Here is a 16,770-nt window from a genome sequence, read left to right as displayed (position 1 = left end):
AGCAGTCGATGGATATCGAAGTTCTGATGTGCAAGCTTGCGGAGGCTGGAACGACGGTGATCCTGAAGGTTGATCACGAAAGGTATGCCCAAGGGGGAGATTATTGGACCCTCGTCATATCGGGCGGCTCGCTAGGTGCGCAAGGTCTGGTGCGAGCTGAAGAGGCGTCCCTCGCCGAGTGTCTTCGCGTCGGTCTGTCGCGGCTGATGGATGGCGGAAGCCAGTGGGAATGGGTTTCTGAGTATCTCGCGGACGGGTAACAGGCTGTGGCGGTATGACGCCTGAGGTGCTCTGTGAGGCGTCGTCGTCTGCCTGGGTTGCCGTCATGGTTGCCGTCAGAGACAGGAGATATATAGGAATGCATCGATGCGTGGCTTCTTGTGGGCCGTAGTGAGTGAGGTGGATGTGCGGTGGCGCGCCGCGTAGCGGTGCGGCGTCGATCCCCGGAACCACTCGCCTGGATCGGTTGGCGAAGGGATCGTCACGGCAGCCCCGGTCGGTCGACAGTCCCGGCTCTCGTGGTTGGGCGCTTGGTATTGGTGGGTGTGCGCGCGTGGCCGTAGGCCTGTAGCGCGTGCGCGCGGCCCGGCGTAGCCGGGCGCTCTTGATCCTGTAGAGCAGTTTTGAGCCAGTCGGATCTTGGTCGAGGGCCTTGGTCCGGCTGGCTTACTGCTTCGGGGTGCGCTGGCGGTTGCTGCGTGAGCGCTTGGCGGGTGGCGGGGCCTGGTCGTCGTTGCTGGGGCGTTGGAGGTGTTCGGGCTGCTGGGCGAAGTTGCCTCGGTTGGCCTGGTATTTGATCACGTCGTCGATGAGGTCGTTGTTGGTGTCGGCGTGGCGTAGTAGGTCGTGTAGGGCGGCGTTCTTGTCGTCGGTGGTGCGGGCGTGGTGGTAGCGGATGGTGATGGTTTGTTGGTCGGCGAGGTAGGCGGCGACTCTGCGGCGGAGGTCGGGGTCGTCGATGGGTTCGCGGAGGACACCGCCGCGTAGGAGGTCGAAGGCGTCGGGGTGGACGAAGGTGCCTTTGCCTGCGACGCTGTAGGTGATGCGCCGGTGTTGGAGTTCGCGTAGTGCGCGTTGGGCGGTCATGGACGCCACGCCGTAGAGGTCGGCCATCTTGCGGGCGGACGGTAGTGGGTCGTTGGGGTTGAGGCGTCCGTCGCGGATCTGGTCGAGGATGTCATCGACGACCTGCTGGAACAGGGCTCGCTTGTCGTCTGGGTCGTGGGCCATGCGCTGATCGTAGCCGTCATGGGCTGATCAGGCGAGACAGGCGTCACATGACACTCGTGTGCCCAGAACTCTTGACCGTCACAGGTGTCACGTGACACCTTATGTGCACGGGACGCACGCCGCAGTGGCGTGGACCGAAGCAGAGGAGAACACAACATGTTGGTGTTGCCGATTGATGGCAGCCAGACGCTGCTGGTGCTGGCTGTGCCGGCGCCGCAGTTCAAGGACAAGGCCAACGGTGTGGCCGCGACGGATCGGGTCACCGGTGCGCCGTTGGTGGAGGTGCCCCTCGCCTTGACGGTCGACGGTGGACAGCCGCAGGTGTTGCGGGTGTCGGTGCCGCAACCGTCGGTGCCGAAGGACCTAGCCGTGGGACAGATGGTGCGGGCGTCCGGGTTGACGTTCGTGACGGGGGAGAAGAACGGCCGGGCCTGGCAGATCTTCCGGGCGTCGGCGTTGACGGCGGTGAAGCCCGGATGATCCATCCCCCTGATACCCGCCTGATCGTGGCGGTACCGGCCGTCGTGCTGTCGGTCGCCGCCCTGGCCGTACTCGTGTGGCTCGGCGCGCACGTCGTGCGGTACCTGGTAGCAGGCAGGCAGCTCCGTCGGATGCTGCGGGTCGCGTGGCGGATCAGGTACACGTGGCGGCGGACCGCCCGCCGGGTCGGGCTCGTGCAGTCCGAGCGGAGCCGCCCGCCGTGGTGGTCCACCCGTCCGCCGGGCACGGTCGTGACTCGGGAGTTGATCCCAGCGGTGACGGTGGCGGCCGAGCGGTGGGGCGTGCGCGTGGACGTTTCCACCGTTGGCCGGCTGGGCGTTGAGGAGTTCACGCAGGCGGCCGGGCATCTGGCCGACGTGTGGCGGGTGCCGCTCGTGAGGGTGGCGCAGGTCCGTCCCGGCCTGGTCCGGATACGGGCGCTGCTACACGACCCCCTCACCGAACCCGCGAGCTGGACCGAACCGACCGACGGCGGGTCGGACCCGGCCGTGTGGGTCGCAGGCGTGGACGCCGACGGTCAGCCGGTCACGATCCGCTCGGCCGGTGTCTCCGGCGTGGTGGTGGCCGGGCTGGCGGGTTATGGCAAGACGTCGTTCCTCAACGCCCGGTTCTGCCAGCTCGCCCCATCGCCGGCGGTGCAGTTCGTGCTGATCGACGGCAAGGGCGGCCCGGACTACGACGACCTGTTCACCCGCGCGTGGCTGTCGGCGAAAGACGACCCCGAGCAGGTCCGTGACCATCTGGCCCGGGTACGGGAGTTGATGGTCGCCCGGCAGCACGCGATCCGCTCAGTGCTCGGCGTGAAGAACATGTGGCACGTCGGCCCGTCCGCCTCCTGGCCCCTCGTGATGGTGGTGATCGATGAGGCGCACACGTTCCTGAACGAGACCAAGGGCACCGACGCGCAGTCCAAGCGCCTCGACGCCCTGGCCCGGGAGACCGCCCGGCTGGTGGAGGAGTTGATCCGTAAGGGCCGCAACGTCGGCATCCAGGTCGTTCTTGCGACGCAGAAGGCCACCGGGGATGCGATCCCGACGAAGATCCGCGACAACTGCCAGGTCGCGATCAGCTTCGCCCAGCGCACCTCGGAGGCGGCCACGGCGGTGCTCGGCTCGGACATCACGTCCGCGCCGGATGAGCATCCGCGTCGGCTGCAAGACCCGGCGTATGTCGGGGTGGCGTCGATGGTTGCGCAGGGTCGGCCTGGGTTCACCCTGGTCCGCACGCCGTACGTGCCGGACGCGACCGCCGATGCGATCGCCACCGCGACCGCGCACCTGGTCCGCGACCCGTTGCACCTGTTGACCACGGGGAAGGCGGTGGCCGATGCCGCACCCCGATGACGAGTTCCCCGGGCAGAGCGGCGGCCCATTCCGCCAAGAACACTCCGCCGCGCTGCCCGGGTTCAGCCCCTATCCCAGCAATGAGAAGGAACCACCCCCGATGATGTCACCCCACCCCGTACCGGCAGACCCGGGCGGCCTGCTCCGCGTGGCGGCCGCCACCGACCTCGCCCACCACGTCGGCGAGTGCCGGCATCCAGTAGCCGTCACCGGCAGCAGTCTGCTCGTCGAGCGGAGCACCGGCCGGATCGTCGACAGCCTGGGCCCGACGGCCGCACCGGGCCGGGTGGTCGGGTTGCGCTGCCGCAGCCGCCGCGCGTCGGTGTGTCCGGCCTGCTCGGCGCTGTACAAGCTGGACGCCTACCACCTGATCGCCGCCGGCCTGCACGGCGGCAAGGACACCCCAGTACAGGTCGCCGACCGGCCCCGGCTGTTCGTCACGGTGACCGCGCCGTCGTTCGGGCCGGTGCACCTCGGCCCGGACCGGCACGGCCAGCCCCGCCCCTGCCACCCCCGCACCCGGCCTACGGCGGCTCACCGTAGCTGTGGCAGGTGGCACCCGGCCGCCGACCCCGCGATCGGCACGCCACTGGACCCGACCGGCTACGACTACCCCGGTCAGATGCTGTTCAACGCCCATGTCGGGCTGCTGTGGGCGCGGTTCACGACCGAGACGCGTCGTGGCCTGGCTGCCGCAGCCGGTCTGCCCCGTGTGGTGGCGGCCCGGCAGGTGCGTGTGGTGTTCGCCAAGGTCGCCGAGTTCCAGGCCCGGGGCGTGGTGCACCTGCACGCGATCGTCCGCCTGGACGGCACCGACGGCCCCTCCTCGGCCCCGGCCGGCTGGGCCAGCATCGACCTGCTCGACCACGCCATCCACGCCGCCGTTCAGCGGGTCGAGGTGACCACCCCGGCCTGCCGACGGGTGCCAGCCCGACGGTTGAGGTGGGGCCGGCAGGTCGACGTCCGCCCGATCACCCGCGCTGATGGCATGTCGGACACAGTGGTGGCCCGGTACGTGGCGAAGTACGCCACCAAGGCCGCCGAGACGGTCGGGGTCGACCTCGGCCCGATCTACTGCCGCGCCTGCGACGGCCACGGCACCAACTCCACAACTGCGGTGCTGTGTCACCGGTGCGCGGGGAGCGGCCGGCGATCCGGTGTCAGCCTGCGGCACCTGAGCGGGCATGCTCGTCGGCTGGTCGACACCTGCTGGTGGCTGGGCGGCCAACCCGGCCTCGGTCGGCTGCGACTGCGCCGGTACGCGCACACCCTCGGCTTCCGGGGCCACTTCGCCACCACCTCACGCGCCTACTCCACCACCCTCACCGCGCTGCGCGCCGAACGCCGTCACTGGATGGCCGACCGGCATGCCGAGCGGGCCGGCGTCGACCCGGCGAGCGTGCTCGTCGTCGGCGACTGGCGCTACGCCGGACCCGGAGGTGGGGCGTGACCGCTGACCTGCCACCGTCGCCCAGGTCATGGACCGGCTCCAAGTGTCCAAGCACACCGTCTACCACCTCATCCGCACCCGGCGACTCCGGTCGGTGCGCATCGGCCGGTGCCGCCGCATCCCCACCACGGCCCTGGCCGCCTACCTGCGTGAGTTGAGCGGGGAGGTGACCGGGCATGGCCGGTAGGAAACGCGCCAACGGTGAAGGCACCGTCTACCAGCGCGCCGACGGCCGGTGGGAAGGCGCCGGCTACGTCCAGGCCGCCGACGGCAGCAGCCGACGGGTCCGGGTCTACGGCGCCACCCGCAAGGAAGCCGCCGACAAGCTGGCCGTCAAGCTCGCTGACTCCCACCGGGGTCTACCCGCGACCGCCGACCCGACGCTAACCGTCGCCGACTACCTCACCCGCTGGCTCATCACCGTGGCGGTCCACCAGGTGCGGCCCACCACCTACGCCAACTACGACACCTACGTCCGGCAGTTCCTCATCCCCGCACTCGGTCACCGCCGGCTCGCCGCGCTCACCGTCACCGAGGTCCGCACCTTCCTCGACACGGTCCAGGCCGTATGCCAGTGCTGCGCCCGTGGTTGGGACGCCCGCCGTGATCCGCACCACCCGCGCAAGGATCGGCGGCCCCGCTGCTGCGCCGTCGGCGCCTGCTGCCAACGCCACGTGACACCGGCGACCGTCCGGTACATCCGCGCGGTCCTGTCCGCCGCCCTCGCTCACGCCGTACGGGAGGAACTGCTGCACCGCAACGTCGCCTCCCCGGTCCGACTCCCCACCCCTGCCCGCAGCCGGTACCAGCCGTTCACCGCCGGGGAGGCCCGCAAGTACCTGTACGCCGCCGCGTTCCACCGCCACGGCCCGCTGTTCGAACTCGCGCTGCGCACCGGCATGCGACGCGGCGAACTCCTCGGCCTGCAATGGTCCGACATCGACCTCGAAGCCGGTCACCTGTCCGTACGCCGCACCCTCGCCCGCACCAAGGGCGGCATGACCTTCCAACCACCCAAGACGGAGGCGTCTCAGCGGCGGATCCTGCTGCCCCGCGACTGCATCACCTCGCTGACCCGCTACCGCCAACGCCAGGACATCGACCGGCGGGAAGCCGGCGACACCTGGGCAGATCTCGACCTGGTGTTCGCCTCAACTACGGGCGGTCCGCTCGACCCCGCCAGCGTTCACCGTCAGCACGAGACGATTTGTTACCTCGCCGAGGTCCGCTACATCCGCTTCCACGACCTCAGACACACCTGCGCGACGCTGCTACTGGAACAAGGCGTCGAACTCGTCACCATCAAGGAACTCCTCGGACACGCCCGGCTGCACGTCACCGCCGACATCCACGCCCACGTCCGACCCCGCCTGCACCGCAACGCCATCGAAGCCATGAACCGAGCCCTGCACTCCGACGACACCGACCCGGACGACGACATCCCACCCGCCGACGACTGACACCCGACTAGCGGCGCCCCGACCCGGACCCATGATCCTGGTCGGGGCGCCGCTACTCGTTGCGCAGCGCCGCTGAGCGTGGCCAGGCGAGGAACCGCGCGTGCAACACCCCCGACGGGGTGTGCGGCAGATCCTCGCACGCCTGAACCAGGTACGCCGACAGGTGCAGCATCAGCGATATCCGCGCCCCGGTGAACTCCACCACGAGCTGCCGCTTACGGGTCCGGCACGGCCACGCCGCCCCACATCCCGCACAGATCCACTGCGGCCGTACTGGCTGGTGCATCGACAACAACCCCACCACCCTCCCGGATCGTTGGAAGGGGAAGGGACTGCCACCCGCACCGGACCCGACCACAGCCCGGGTCGGGCGGTGCCCCTTCCCCTGGCGCCCACCAGCCCGGCGATCTATCGCAAGCGAACCGGCGAGGCCCTGCCGCTGAACCTACGAACCAGCCCCGGGGCACCCCAACGTCCCGATGGACAACTTGCCGGACACTTCGGCGACCCTGGCGCGTTCCGCCGTGTCCACTACCGTGGGACGGTATGAGTCACCGCCTCCGCGCGGCCATGCTCCGCGCCCACCTCGACCCGGCCGCCCTCGCCACAGCCGTCGGTGTGGACGTCAAGACCGTCACCCGGTGGCTCGCCGGCCGGATCCCGCACCAACGCACCCGCCTCGCCGTCGCCGACGCCCTCGGCGAGACCGAAGCCGACCTGTGGCCGCAGACTCGCCCCGACCAGGCCCCCGGCGCGGAAGCCACCGCTGAGGTCGTCGCCGCGTACGCCCACCGCGCCGACATCCCCCACCACCTTTGGGCGGCCCTGCTCACCGGCGCCACCACGCGGATCGACCTGCTCGGCTACGCCTACCCGTTCCTCCTAGAGTTGCTGCCCAACACCATGCAGCTCATCACCGACAAGGCCGCCAACGGCGCCCGGGTCCGGCTCACGTTCGCCGACCCCGACTGCCCGCACGTCGCCGAACGCGACGCCCTCGAACAGATCGGCGGCACCCTACCCGGCCGGATCCGCAACGCCCTCAACTTCTGCGAACCCCTCCACGGCGTGCCCGGGGTCGAGATCGGCCTGCACACCGTGCACCTGTACAACTCGGTGTTCCGCTTCGACCACCAGATGATCGTCACCCCACACCTCTACCGCGCCCGCGGCTACCAACACCCTGCCCTGCACCTGCGCGAACTCTCACCGCACGGCATCTTCGCCGCCCACGCCGACCAGTTCGAACAGATCTGGCAAACCACCACCGCCCACCCCAAGGAGACCCGGTGACCGGCCGGCGCGACTACTACCACGACCCGCACGCCCCCACCGCGAACAGCCTCGTCCCCGGCGCCGCCGCCCTCGTCACCGACCACCACGGCCGCGTCCTGCTGCAACGGCGCACCGACTCCGGCAACTGGGCACTACCCGGCGGCGCCATGGACATCGGCGAAACCCTCCAACAGTGCGCCGTCCGCGAGGTCAAGGAAGAAACCGGCCTCGACATCGCCATCACCGGCCTGCTCGGCATCTACACCGACCCCGCGCACGTCATTGCCTACGCCGACGGTGAGGTCCGGCAAGAGTTCACCGTGACCTACCTCGCCCGAGTCGTCGGTGGCACGCTGACCGTCAGCGACGAGTCCACCGAGGTCCGCTTCATCCACCCCACCGAGTTCGACCACATCCCCATCCACGACACCGTCCGCCTCCGCCTCCACCACCACGCCGAGCACCGCGACACCCCCTACCTCGGATAACGCCACCCATCGATGCCTCGGCCGTCGACGGGCGCGGACGTCTCCCCAGGTTGCCGTCACCGTCGCCGTCAACACCGATAGATATCGATGCGGCAAGTTGGTGCCACACGCGAAAGGCCAGGTGAAACGCCATGAACACGTAAGTCACACTGCGTGACGGGGTGAAAATCCCACACGTACTATGTGGTAGCCGGCAAAACACCGGTGCTGGTCCACAACTGCGGCGGGGCCACGTTCGTGGCAGACGCGAACGGGACCGTAGTGCCCACGAGCGCTTCGCGGCTGGAGTCAGGATTGCAGGCGGCGGTCGATGCGGGAGAGGCTGGGTTTAGCACCTTCCCCACCCGTTCGGCAGGTACGGGCTTCCAACTGCCGGATGGCAGTAGGATCCGCATTATGCAGCCGTCAGCCAACGGAAATGCGGGGCTTCGAGCCTCGTTTACAAACGGTGCCGATGCGCCAGTCAGTCCATTCACAGGCAGGCCGGTGCAGCCGCCGAGGGGCGTGAATCCGAAGCAGTATGTACGGTCTCGGACGCACATTGAGTTGGAGCCATAGTGTTCCCGTGGATAGAGGAAATCAGGGCGTTTCTCCCACTCACGATCGCTGCTGCCGAGGCGGACGGTGGTGGCGTATGCCTCAGCGGAAACCACTGGCGCCTACGTGTTAACACGAACTGGCGTGTTTCTGCAACTGAAATTCCTGCAATTTCTCCGTCGATTTCAGGCGACGCCGCGAAGGCTCACGGTCTCGATGACCTGATCGGAGATGAAATCGTTCAAGTGGGCGCGCAGAGTCGCGATGTTGGGCTCGATCTAAGTTTGAAAACCCGAACCGGGTTTATCTTCGAAACCATTAGCGACTATCCCTACGGAGAGTGGATATTCTCAGTTTGGCGCCCCGAAGATGAGCGCCAAGTACCCGTTTTTGATCTCGAAGGACCTGTAGCGCCTGATCTCATTTGAAGCCAATCGTCCGGTCCCGTCTTCAGTTACGCGCAGTGGCGTCCATGATTCGTTTCGAGTCGCTCAGTCCGGGTGTGCTCGGAGCTCTTGGTGCCTCCGGGTGGAGCGCGAGCCGCGCCGTTGACACTGGCCAATGGGTGGAACAGTTGGAGCGCGAAGGTTACCGCGCCCATTCATTGGCTGTAGATGTTCTCTCGGCGCTTGGGGGGCTGTCGGTTGAGCCGATCCATCAGGTTGGTCCGAACTTCACTAATGATGAGCCTTACAATTTTGATCCTATTGCGGCCGGATCGGGCCAGCGTGCCCTGGCTGTGGAGGTGGAGTCCGTTCTTGGTGGACAGTACTTCCCTATCGGCGAGTGGCTTAGCTGTTCAAGCGTATTCATCGAATCCAAGGGGAGGGTGGTTGCTGCTGGCAGGGGGTGGTTTTGGGAGCTTGGACCAACCTTCGAGGAGTCTTTAGAGTTGGCAATTTGCGCGGATCGTCCGCTGCTGTGTCTGCACTCTGATCCGGGAGTTTCCCCCTGGCCGCCTGCGTGATCTCTGTCGATTATCTCCGGTAGCCAAGTGCTGACCTTGCTGATGCATGCCTCTGGTGGTCTACTTGCGTTGCTGTCACGGTTATCGTCACGCGTTGCGCGGAATGGAATGGCTTGCCGTCGTTTTGCGAAGAGGACTTTGGGATGAAATCTGTGGATGCGTATATGAGTGTCGTCCGGCAGCGGATGGTGGCCGACGGGTGTGCGGTGACTGACGAGAGCATCGGTTCGATGCCGGTGGTGGTGGGGTATCGGGCGCGGGTCCGGGCGCTGACGAGGATCCACATCTTCGCGGTCGCGGCCAAGGTGGAGCAGGTCGATGAGGCGAGCCTTCGGGCGTACGTCGATGATGTGGTGAACCTGGGTGTTGGCCGCAAGGGCCAGTGGCGCGGCATGCAGTCGGGCGTCATCGTGCTGCCCATCCTGGTGACCGAGTCGGTGGACCCGGCCGCTGTGGCGCTGACTCAGAAGGCATACCGCCTTAACTTGAACGGTTTCGCGGTGATGGCCCAACCCGCGGTCGCGGACGTGCAGGCCGGCCAGGTGTGGACCTTCCGGGGAACCAGATTGTGGGGTTACGCCTTCAACTCGCTCGTCAAGCGGTTGTACAAGGCATATCTACCGGAGCCGGCGGCCGAGTTGAGCTGACCGCGGGCCGGGTGGATCACTCGTACGGGAGCAGCTTGTCGAGGGTGATGGGTAGTTCGCGGACGCGTACGCCGGTGGCGTGGTGCACCGCGTTGGCGATGGCCGCGGCGGCGCCGACGATGCCGATCTCGCCGACGCCCTTGGTGCCCATCGGGTTGACGTACGGGTCGTCCTCCTCGATCCAGTACGCCTCGACGGCCCCCACGTCGGCGTTGCTGCTGACGTGGTACGTGGCCAGGTCGTGGTTGACCACGTGCCCGTAGCGCGGGTCCAGGATGCTCGCCTCGTGCAGCGCCATGGACAGGCCCATGGTCATCCCGCCGATCAGTTGCGAGTGGGCGGTCTTCGGGTTGACCACCCGGCCTACCGCGTACACCCCGAGCTGGCGGGGCACCCGGATCTCGCCGGTCTCCTCGTGCACCCGCACCTCGGCGAACTGTGCGCCGAAGGCGTGCATCACGTACTGCTTGAGGTAGGGATTCTCCGGCATGTCGACGGTGACCTCCAGGCCCTCGGCGGGCACCGTGCCGCCGTGGTCGGCGGCCAGCCGCCGGCGTAGCTCGTCGGCTCCCTCGCAGATGGTGGCCCCCCAACTGGTGATGCCCGCCGAGCCGCCCTCCTGCGCCGCTGGCGGGTATGCCGTGTCGCCGAGACGCAGCTCGACCTGGGCCAAGTCGACCCGGAGCGCGTCGGCGGCGATCTGGGTCAGCGCGGTGCGGGTGCCGGTGCCGATGTCGACCGCCGCCATCAGCACGGTGTGCCGGCCGTCCGGGGTGACCCGGATGGTGGCCTTGGAGCCGGGCAGCCGCAGGGTCGGGTAGGTCGCCGAGGCTACGCCGGTGCCCACCAACCAGCCGTGCTCGCGGCGGGCCCGGGGAGTGGGGTCGCGCGCTTCCCAGCCGAACCGTCGCGACCCCTCGCGGAGGCAGGCGGCCAGGCTCCGGCTGGAGAACGGCCGCCCGTCCAGCGGGTGCACCTCCGGCTCGTTGCGGATCCGCAGCTCGACCGGGTCGAGGCCGCCCGCGATGGCGAGTTCGTCCATCGCCGATTCGAGGGCGAACATGCCGACCGACTCGCCCGGGGCTCGCATGATCGCGGGTGTCGGTAGGTCCAGCGCGGCCAACTGCTGCCGGGTCCGGAGGTGGGGTGTGGCGTACATGGTCGGGGTGGCCCGGGTGGCGTGTTCGGCGAACTCCTTGAGCCGGGAGGTCTGCTCCACCGACTCGTGGGCGACCGCGGTCAGCCGCCCGCCGGCGTCGGCACCGAGGCGTACCCGCTGCGTGGTCGGGGACCGGTAGCCGGTCTGGGAGAACATCTGGTGCCGGGTGAGCGCGAAGCGCACCGGCCGGTCGGGGACGAGTTGGGCGGCCATCACGGCGAGGATGAGGTCGGAGTGGCGGGGAACCTTCGAGCCGAACGCGCCGCCGACGTGCGGCGAGAAGACCCGGACCTGGTCCGGTTGGAGCCGGAACGCGGTGGCGACGGTGGTCTGGACGCCCCGCAGGTACTGCGTGGACACGTGCAGGGTGAGCCCCTCGGCGGTCCAGCAGGCGATGGTGGTGTGCGGCTCCAGCGGGTTGTGGTTGTACCAGGGGGTGCGGTAGGTGTGGTCCACCTGGACGGCCGCCGAGGCGAGCGCGGCGTCCACGTCGCCCTTGTCGATGTCCATCGGGAAGAGCGGCATGGTCTGCTGCGGTACCCGCAGTTGCCCCCGCGCGCGGCTGGACTCCAGGTCGACGTCGTGGGGTCGTTCCCGGTAGTCGACCCGGACCAGGCCGGCGGCGTGCCGGGCGATCTCCGAGGTCTCGGCGATCACGCCGCCGACGAGCTGGCCGCGGAAGGAGACCTCCCCGGACTGGAGGATGCGCAGCTCGCCGTCGTCGGTGCCGAGCCGGGGCGCGTTCAGGTGGGTGAGCACCGCGAGTACGCCCGGCTGGGCGCTGGCCCGGCTACAGTCGATGCCGATGATCTCTCCGGTGGCGACGGTGCTGCGCACCGCGAACAGGTAGGCCGGGCGCGGCACCGGGTGCTCGAAGGCGTACGTCGCCAGTCCGCGCACCTTCTCCGCCCCCTCGAAGCGGTCGAGCGGCTGACCCATGGCGTGTGGCGCGACCGCGCTCACCGCGCCGCCCCGGCCAGGTCCAGCACGGTACGGACGATGGCGTTGCGGGCCAGCGGGATCTTGAAGGCGTTGTCCGACTGCGGCTGGGCGTCGACGAGTTCGGCCTCGGCGGCCCGGCGCAGCCGCTCCTCGGTGGCCGGTCCGCCGCGCAGCAGGTCCTCGGCCCGCCGCGCCCGCCACGGCTTGTGCGCCACGCCGCCCAGTGCGATCCGGATGTCGCGCAGTTCCCCGTCGACCAGGTCGATCGCGGCGGCGACCGAGACCAGCGCGAACGCGTACGAGGCCCGGTCCCGGATCTTGCGGTAGTACGAGCGGGCGGCGAAGGCCAGCGGCGGCAGGTCGACGGCGGTGATCAGTTCGCCGTGGGTCAGCACGTTGTCGTGCTGGGGGTCGGCTCCGGGCAGCCGGTGCAGTTCGGTCAGCGGGATGGCGCGGCTGCCGTCCGGGCCGATGGTCTGCACCGTGGCGTCCATCGCGGCCAGCGCGACGGCCAGGTCGGACGGGTGGGTGGCGATGCACTCCGGTGAGGTGCCGAGGATGGCCAGGTCCCGATTGTGCCCCTCGATCGCCGAGCAGCCGGAGCCGGGTTCCCGCTTGTTGCAGGCGGTGCTGACGTCCTGGAAGTAGACGCAGCGGGTGCGTTGCAGCAGGTTGCCGCCGACGGTGGCGAGGTTGCGCAGCTGGGTGGAGGCGCCGTTGAGGACGGCCTGGGCGACCACCGGATAGCGGCCCCGGATCAGCGGATCGGCGGCCAGGTCGCTGTTCGACACCCCGGCGCCGATGCGTACCCCGCCGTCGGGCAGCTCCTCGATCGCGCGGGAGGTCACCCCCCGGACGTCGACCAGCAGGTCGGGGCGGGCCACGTCGAGCTTCATCAGGTCGACCAGGTTGGTGCCGCCGCCGAGGAACGCCGCCTGCGGCGAGCGGGCGAGCAGGGCGACCGCGCCGGCCGGGTCGGAGGCGCGTTCGTACCGGAACGGCCTCATGACCGGGCCACCTCCTGGATCGCGGGGACGATGTTCGCGTACGCGGCGCAGCGGCAGAGGTTGCCGCTCATCCGTTCACGGATCTCGTCGGGGTTGGCGGCCAGGTCGACCGGACCGGTGTCGGGCTCGCCGGCGGGGTCGTCCGGCGGGCGGAAGGTCACCGCGCTGGGCCACCCGGTCGCCGCCTCCCGGAGCATGGCGACCGCGGAGACGATCTGTCCCGGCGTGCAGTAGCCGCACTGGAAGGCGTCGTGTTCGATGAAGCTGCGCTGCATCGGGTGCAGCTCGCCGTCGGCGGCCAGCCCGGCGGCGGTGACGATCTCGGCCCCGTCGTGGGCCACCGCGAGCGCGAGGCAGCTGTTGGCCCGTCGCCCGTCGAGCAGCACCGTGCAGGCACCACACTGCCCATGGTCGCAGCCCTTCTTGGGGCTGGTGTTGCCGAGCCGTTCGCGTAGCGCGTCGAGCAGCGTCGTCCGGGTGTCGACGGTGAGCCGATGGTCGGCTCCGTCCACTCGCAGCCTGATCTCGGTGTCCATGGTGTCCAGCCCCTGACGGTGGTGAGTTGCCGACCAAGTTATCGGCAAGTACGACCGAACTTGTCTAAAAGCTATAAAAAGGTACGCAAGTGGCTCGGGGTTGGAGGGTGTCGGCAGATGTTGGCGGAGGTGTGGCCGTTCGTCGAGCAGCGGCGCGGTGCCGGGCAGCGGATCGTGCTGGCCCGGTTGGTACGCCGCGCCGGTCCCGGCTCCCGGCCCTTGGGGGCCACCATGGCGGTGGCCTCGGACGGCGGCTGGACCGGGTCCGTCTCCGGCGGCTGCGTGGAGGCCACCCTGCTCGACGAGGCCCGTTCGGTGCTCGACGGTGCCCGCCCCCGGCTCACCGCGATCAGTCCGGGCGCGGACCTGATGCCCTGGGAACCCGCCCCGGCCTGCGCCGGGGAGCTGGGCGTGCTGATCTGCCCGCTGCCCTCCGGCCCGGTGTACGCGGCCATCGGTGCGGCGCTGGCCACCCGCCGCCCGCTGGCGTTGGGCATCGACCTCCGCCCGCCGTTCCACTGGTCGACGGCGGCGAACCGGGCCGCCCTGCGCTGCGGCGACGAGCACTTCGTCGAGGAACTGCGGCCCGGCCCGATGCTGCTGCTGGTCGGCGCGACCGACCTGGCCGCCGCGCTGGCCGCCCTGGCGGTCCCGATGGGGTACCGGGTGGTCGTGGTCGACCCGCGACCCGCGTACGCCCAGCGGGACCGGGTGCCGGCGGCCGACGACGTGGTCTGCACCTGGCCGGACCAGTGGCTGGCGACCGTCGCGCCGGAGCCCCGGGACGCGGTGCTCGTGCTCACCCACGACCCACGGATCGACGACCGGGCGATCCGTGCCGCGCTGGCCCGGCCGGTCGGGTACGTCGGCGCGCTGGGCAGCCGGGACACCCACGCCCGGCGGCTGGCCCGGTTGGCCGGTGCGCCGGGCCTCGACCGGCTCGCCGGACCGGCGGGCCTGGACCTCGGCGCGGCCTCCCTCGCCCAGACCGCGCTCTCCATGCTCGCCGAGGTGGTGGCGGTCGGCAACCGCCGAACCGGCGGCCGGCTGCGCGACGCCCACGGAAGGATCCGCGCGGCCGAGACCGCCTCGCCCGGGCGATGACGGGCCGCAGGCGCTGCCGTTCCCCCGGCCGGCAACTCTGCGGCGCTCCGGGTGGCGACCGGAGGCGGGTGGCGGCCCGCGGTACGGGTGCCGCTCGGGCGGCCGGGTCAGGCAACCTTTCCGGGTGGTGGCCGGGTACTACCTCGTGACCGACTTGTCAGGAGGGCGGGCACGTGATCACACCGGAGGGGTTCGACGAATTCGTCGTGACCCGCTCACCGCGGCTGCTGCGCACCGCCTTCCTGCTCACCCGTGACTGGGCACTGGCGGAGGACCTGTTGCCAGCCCCGCCCCGGCTACGGCACCGTCTACCTACGCACGGCCAGCGGCGACTAGGGCCTGTCCTGCCGATCATGGAACGATGAGGCAGGACGTCTTGGCTAGAGTCTCGCCGTGGTTGTGGTCAACACGGTTGAGAAGTTCGGCGTGGACGATTTCCTCGAACGCTCGTGGGACCTGCCGTCAGAGGTCACCGAGCTGCTGCGCGCGCATGTCGAGGTGACGCCCGACGGGTGGGTCGTGGACGTGTGGCCCATGACAGCGCAGCTCGCCGTCATCGTGCAGCCTTGGGTTGATGAGCCCATTGGTGTCGAGTCGGGTTCCTGGTTCGTCAGCTCTGCCCAGGTCCCTGCTTGAGGCGAGTCATCGGTGTCATCAGAGCCAGATGATGGCGGCGATGAGGACAAGGGTTGCTCGGTAGAGGGATGCGCGTTTGGCGTATCGGGTGGCCAGGTCACGCCACTGCTTGAGGCGGTTGAAGCAGCGTTCCACGACGTTGCGCTTGCGGTAGGTCGCCTTGTCGAAGGCCGGTGGTCGCCCGCCGGTGATGCCTTTGGCGGCACGGCGGGTGACCTGGTCCGAGCGTTGCGGGATGACGTGCCGGATTCCCCGTTGCCGTAGCGCACGTCTGGTGGAGTCGTGCGCGTAGCCCTTGTCGGCGATCAGCGCATCGGGTCGCTTGCGGGGGCGACCGGGGCCGGGCTCGTTGACGCGGATCGCGTCCAGCAGCGCCAACAACTGCGGGTTGTCGCCGGCTTGGCCGGGGGTGAGCAGGATCGACAGCGGCCGTCCACGTCCGTCGACGGCGAGGTGGATCTTCGTGCTCAGCCCGCCGCGGGATCGGCCGATGGCCTCGCCATCTTGCGTACCAGGCGTCGCCGGACTTGCCGGGGAGCCCCCTTTTTGCGGGCGTCAGCGGCATGCTGGTGCGCCCGCACGATCGACGACATGTCACCGGGCCTGGCAGGTCGTCTTCACGCCGACCCCGGGTAGCGCGGGCGGATAGGGGCGCCCAGGCCCCGGCGCCCCGACTGATCCGGGGCGCCGGGGCCGCCGTGCTCGCAGTGATTGGCGAAGGATGAGATAGATACCCAATTTATGCCATTTGCCCCGCCACCCTGGTCCGGCCGCGCTCGTTGCAGACGGTGTGTGTAGGACGGGACGGGCGGGGGCGTGGTGCCCCCGGCCGCTCCCAAGTTGGAGGGAGCGCAGCTCTGAACCGGATCGCAGGAATGATCATCGCTGCGGGAGGCGGTCGCCGGATCGGCGGCCCGGAGGCCCTGCTACACCAGGGCGGTAAGCCCCTGGTCGACCAGATGATCGACACGCTGACGGAGTCGGGCTGCGGGCCGATCGTGGTCGTCCTGGGCGCCGCGGCGGAGCAGGTCCGACAGACCGCCGACCTGGGCCGCGCCACGGTGGTGGTCAACCGCGCGTGGGGCACCGGGGTCGGCTCGTCCATCCGCGCCGGGCTGGCCGGGATCGACGACGACCGGGTCGAGGCGGCGGTGGTGGTGCCGGTGGACATGCCGGGGCTGACCGCGGCCGCGATCCGCCGGGTCGCCGCCCTGCCCTTCCCCGACGTGCTGGTCTGCGCCACCTACAACGGCCTGCGCGGCTACCCGATGCTCTTCGGCCGCCGCCACTGGCCCGGCATCGCCACCCTGGCCAGCGCCGACGTCGGCGCCCGCCCCTACCTGCTGGCCCACAAGGACCAGATCGTCGACATCGCCTGCGACGCGGTAGCCGACGGCAGCCGAGTCGACACCCCGGAACTCATGGCCCTCTACGGCCTAACCGTCCCCGAACAACGAATAGGCGCCTAACCCCCACCCCCACCACCCC

At 69.6% G+C, this 16,770-nt stretch carries 19 protein-coding genes and 2 pseudogenes; 15 read left to right on the top strand and 6 right to left on the bottom strand.

Features of this window, described 5'->3' with window-relative positions:
* Window positions 1-8: 8 nt before the first annotated feature.
* Window positions 9-260 (top strand): hypothetical protein, encoded by a 252-nt coding sequence (locus tag ACQPYA_RS21735; protein ID WP_433528934.1) that lies wholly within the window; start codon window positions 9-11, stop codon window positions 258-260.
* Between the two features lie 406 nt (window positions 261-666).
* On the opposite strand, the gene ACQPYA_RS21730 is transcribed toward ACQPYA_RS21735, so the two are convergent.
* Complete coding sequence (locus ACQPYA_RS21730; RefSeq protein ID WP_433528933.1) at window positions 667-1,230, bottom strand: GntR family transcriptional regulator; 564 nt, start codon at window positions 1,228-1,230, stop codon at window positions 667-669.
* A gap of 156 nt (window positions 1,231-1,386) precedes the next feature.
* On the opposite strand from ACQPYA_RS21730, the gene ACQPYA_RS21725 reads away from it, so the two are divergent.
* The 5 genes and pseudogenes from ACQPYA_RS21725 (at window position 1,387) to ACQPYA_RS21705 (ending at window position 5,984) form a co-directional block, all read left to right on the top strand.
* Complete coding sequence (locus ACQPYA_RS21725) at window positions 1,387-1,710, top strand: hypothetical protein (protein WP_433528932.1); 324 nt, start codon at window positions 1,387-1,389, stop codon at window positions 1,708-1,710.
* A gap of 26 nt (window positions 1,711-1,736) precedes the next feature.
* On the top strand, window positions 1,737-3,074 hold the full coding sequence (locus tag ACQPYA_RS21720; protein ID WP_433533564.1) for an FtsK/SpoIIIE domain-containing protein: 1,338 nt from the start codon (window positions 1,737-1,739) through the stop codon (window positions 3,072-3,074).
* 100 nt (window positions 3,075-3,174) lie between these two features.
* Window positions 3,175-4,524, top strand: coding sequence for a replication initiator (locus ACQPYA_RS21715; RefSeq protein WP_433528931.1), 1,350 nt, complete (start codon window positions 3,175-3,177; stop codon window positions 4,522-4,524).
* Window positions 4,521-4,711: pseudogene (locus tag ACQPYA_RS21710) on the top strand (helix-turn-helix domain-containing protein). The gene ACQPYA_RS21715 and the pseudogene ACQPYA_RS21710 overlap by 4 nt, the downstream one beginning before the upstream one ends.
* On the top strand, window positions 4,701-5,984 hold the full coding sequence (locus ACQPYA_RS21705; protein WP_433528930.1) for a tyrosine-type recombinase/integrase: 1,284 nt from the start codon (window positions 4,701-4,703) through the stop codon (window positions 5,982-5,984). Before ACQPYA_RS21710 ends, ACQPYA_RS21705 begins: the two are co-directional and overlap by 11 nt.
* Before the next feature lie 52 nt (window positions 5,985-6,036).
* On the opposite strand, the gene ACQPYA_RS21700 is transcribed toward ACQPYA_RS21705, so the two are convergent.
* On the bottom strand, window positions 6,037-6,270 hold the full coding sequence (locus ACQPYA_RS21700; RefSeq protein WP_433528929.1) for a flavin reductase: 234 nt from the start codon (window positions 6,268-6,270) through the stop codon (window positions 6,037-6,039).
* Window positions 6,271-6,554: 284 nt separating this feature from the next.
* On the opposite strand from ACQPYA_RS21700, the gene ACQPYA_RS21695 reads away from it, so the two are divergent.
* From ACQPYA_RS21695 to ACQPYA_RS21675, 5 genes are all read left to right on the top strand, one after another.
* Window positions 6,555-7,277, top strand: a complete 723-nt coding sequence (locus ACQPYA_RS21695; protein WP_433533563.1) for an XRE family transcriptional regulator — start codon at window positions 6,555-6,557, stop codon at window positions 7,275-7,277.
* On the top strand, window positions 7,274-7,747 hold the full coding sequence (locus ACQPYA_RS21690; RefSeq protein ID WP_433528928.1) for an NUDIX domain-containing protein: 474 nt from the start codon (window positions 7,274-7,276) through the stop codon (window positions 7,745-7,747). Before ACQPYA_RS21695 ends, ACQPYA_RS21690 begins: the two co-directional genes overlap by 4 nt.
* A 557-nt stretch (window positions 7,748-8,304) precedes the next feature.
* On the top strand, window positions 8,305-8,712 hold the full coding sequence (locus tag ACQPYA_RS21685; RefSeq protein ID WP_433528927.1) for a hypothetical protein: 408 nt from the start codon (window positions 8,305-8,307) through the stop codon (window positions 8,710-8,712).
* Between the two features lie 44 nt (window positions 8,713-8,756).
* Window positions 8,757-9,251 carry an SUKH-3 domain-containing protein gene (locus ACQPYA_RS21680; RefSeq protein ID WP_433528926.1) on the top strand — a complete coding sequence of 165 codons (495 nt, stop codon included), beginning with the start codon at window positions 8,757-8,759 and terminating at the stop codon, window positions 9,249-9,251.
* 164 nt (window positions 9,252-9,415) lie between these two features.
* The gene (locus tag ACQPYA_RS21675) at window positions 9,416-9,898 is read left to right on the top strand and encodes a hypothetical protein (protein ID WP_433533562.1); all 483 of its coding nucleotides are present in this window, start codon (window positions 9,416-9,418) and stop codon (window positions 9,896-9,898) included.
* Between the two features lie 16 nt (window positions 9,899-9,914).
* Here the strand turns inward: ACQPYA_RS21675 and ACQPYA_RS21670 are convergent, their stop codons facing one another.
* From ACQPYA_RS21670 to ACQPYA_RS21660, 3 genes are read right to left on the bottom strand one after another with little or no spacing between them, the layout of a single operon-like run.
* Window positions 9,915-12,020 (bottom strand): xanthine dehydrogenase family protein molybdopterin-binding subunit, encoded by a 2,106-nt coding sequence (locus tag ACQPYA_RS21670; RefSeq protein ID WP_433528925.1) that lies wholly within the window; start codon window positions 12,018-12,020, stop codon window positions 9,915-9,917.
* On the bottom strand, window positions 12,017-13,006 hold the full coding sequence (locus ACQPYA_RS21665) for an FAD binding domain-containing protein (protein ID WP_433528924.1): 990 nt from the start codon (window positions 13,004-13,006) through the stop codon (window positions 12,017-12,019). Before ACQPYA_RS21665 ends, ACQPYA_RS21670 begins: the two co-directional genes overlap by 4 nt.
* Window positions 13,003-13,542, bottom strand: coding sequence for a (2Fe-2S)-binding protein (locus ACQPYA_RS21660; RefSeq protein ID WP_433528923.1), 540 nt, complete (start codon window positions 13,540-13,542; stop codon window positions 13,003-13,005). The genes ACQPYA_RS21665 and ACQPYA_RS21660 overlap by 4 nt, the downstream gene beginning before the upstream one ends.
* A gap of 117 nt (window positions 13,543-13,659) precedes the next feature.
* On the opposite strand from ACQPYA_RS21660, the gene ACQPYA_RS21655 reads away from it, so the two are divergent.
* The 3 genes from ACQPYA_RS21655 (at window position 13,660) to ACQPYA_RS21645 (ending at window position 15,282) form a co-directional block, all read left to right on the top strand.
* Window positions 13,660-14,646 (top strand): XdhC family protein, encoded by a 987-nt coding sequence (locus tag ACQPYA_RS21655; protein WP_433528922.1) that lies wholly within the window; start codon window positions 13,660-13,662, stop codon window positions 14,644-14,646.
* 173 nt (window positions 14,647-14,819) lie between these two features.
* Window positions 14,820-15,011 carry a hypothetical protein gene (locus ACQPYA_RS21650; RefSeq protein WP_433528921.1) on the top strand — a complete coding sequence of 64 codons (192 nt, stop codon included), beginning with the start codon at window positions 14,820-14,822 and terminating at the stop codon, window positions 15,009-15,011.
* Between the two features lie 28 nt (window positions 15,012-15,039).
* Window positions 15,040-15,282, top strand: coding sequence for a hypothetical protein (locus ACQPYA_RS21645; RefSeq protein WP_433528920.1), 243 nt, complete (start codon window positions 15,040-15,042; stop codon window positions 15,280-15,282).
* An 18-nt stretch (window positions 15,283-15,300) separates the two neighbouring features.
* Here the strand turns inward: ACQPYA_RS21645 and ACQPYA_RS21640 are convergent.
* Window positions 15,301-15,872, bottom strand: a pseudogene (locus ACQPYA_RS21640) (IS5 family transposase); the annotation flags it as partial.
* Between the two features lie 285 nt (window positions 15,873-16,157).
* On the opposite strand from ACQPYA_RS21640, the gene ACQPYA_RS21635 reads away from it, so the two are divergent.
* The gene (locus ACQPYA_RS21635; protein ID WP_433528919.1) at window positions 16,158-16,751 is read left to right on the top strand and encodes a nucleotidyltransferase family protein; all 594 of its coding nucleotides are present in this window, start codon (window positions 16,158-16,160) and stop codon (window positions 16,749-16,751) included.
* The last annotated feature ends 19 nt before the right edge of the window (window positions 16,752-16,770 follow it).

The organism is Micromonospora sp. CA-263727, from assembly GCF_050942455.1.
Classification (GTDB): domain Bacteria; phylum Actinomycetota; class Actinomycetes; order Mycobacteriales; family Micromonosporaceae; genus Micromonospora.
Note: the sequence above shows the minus strand (reverse complement) of the source record. Positions and strands in the feature narration are given on the sequence as shown.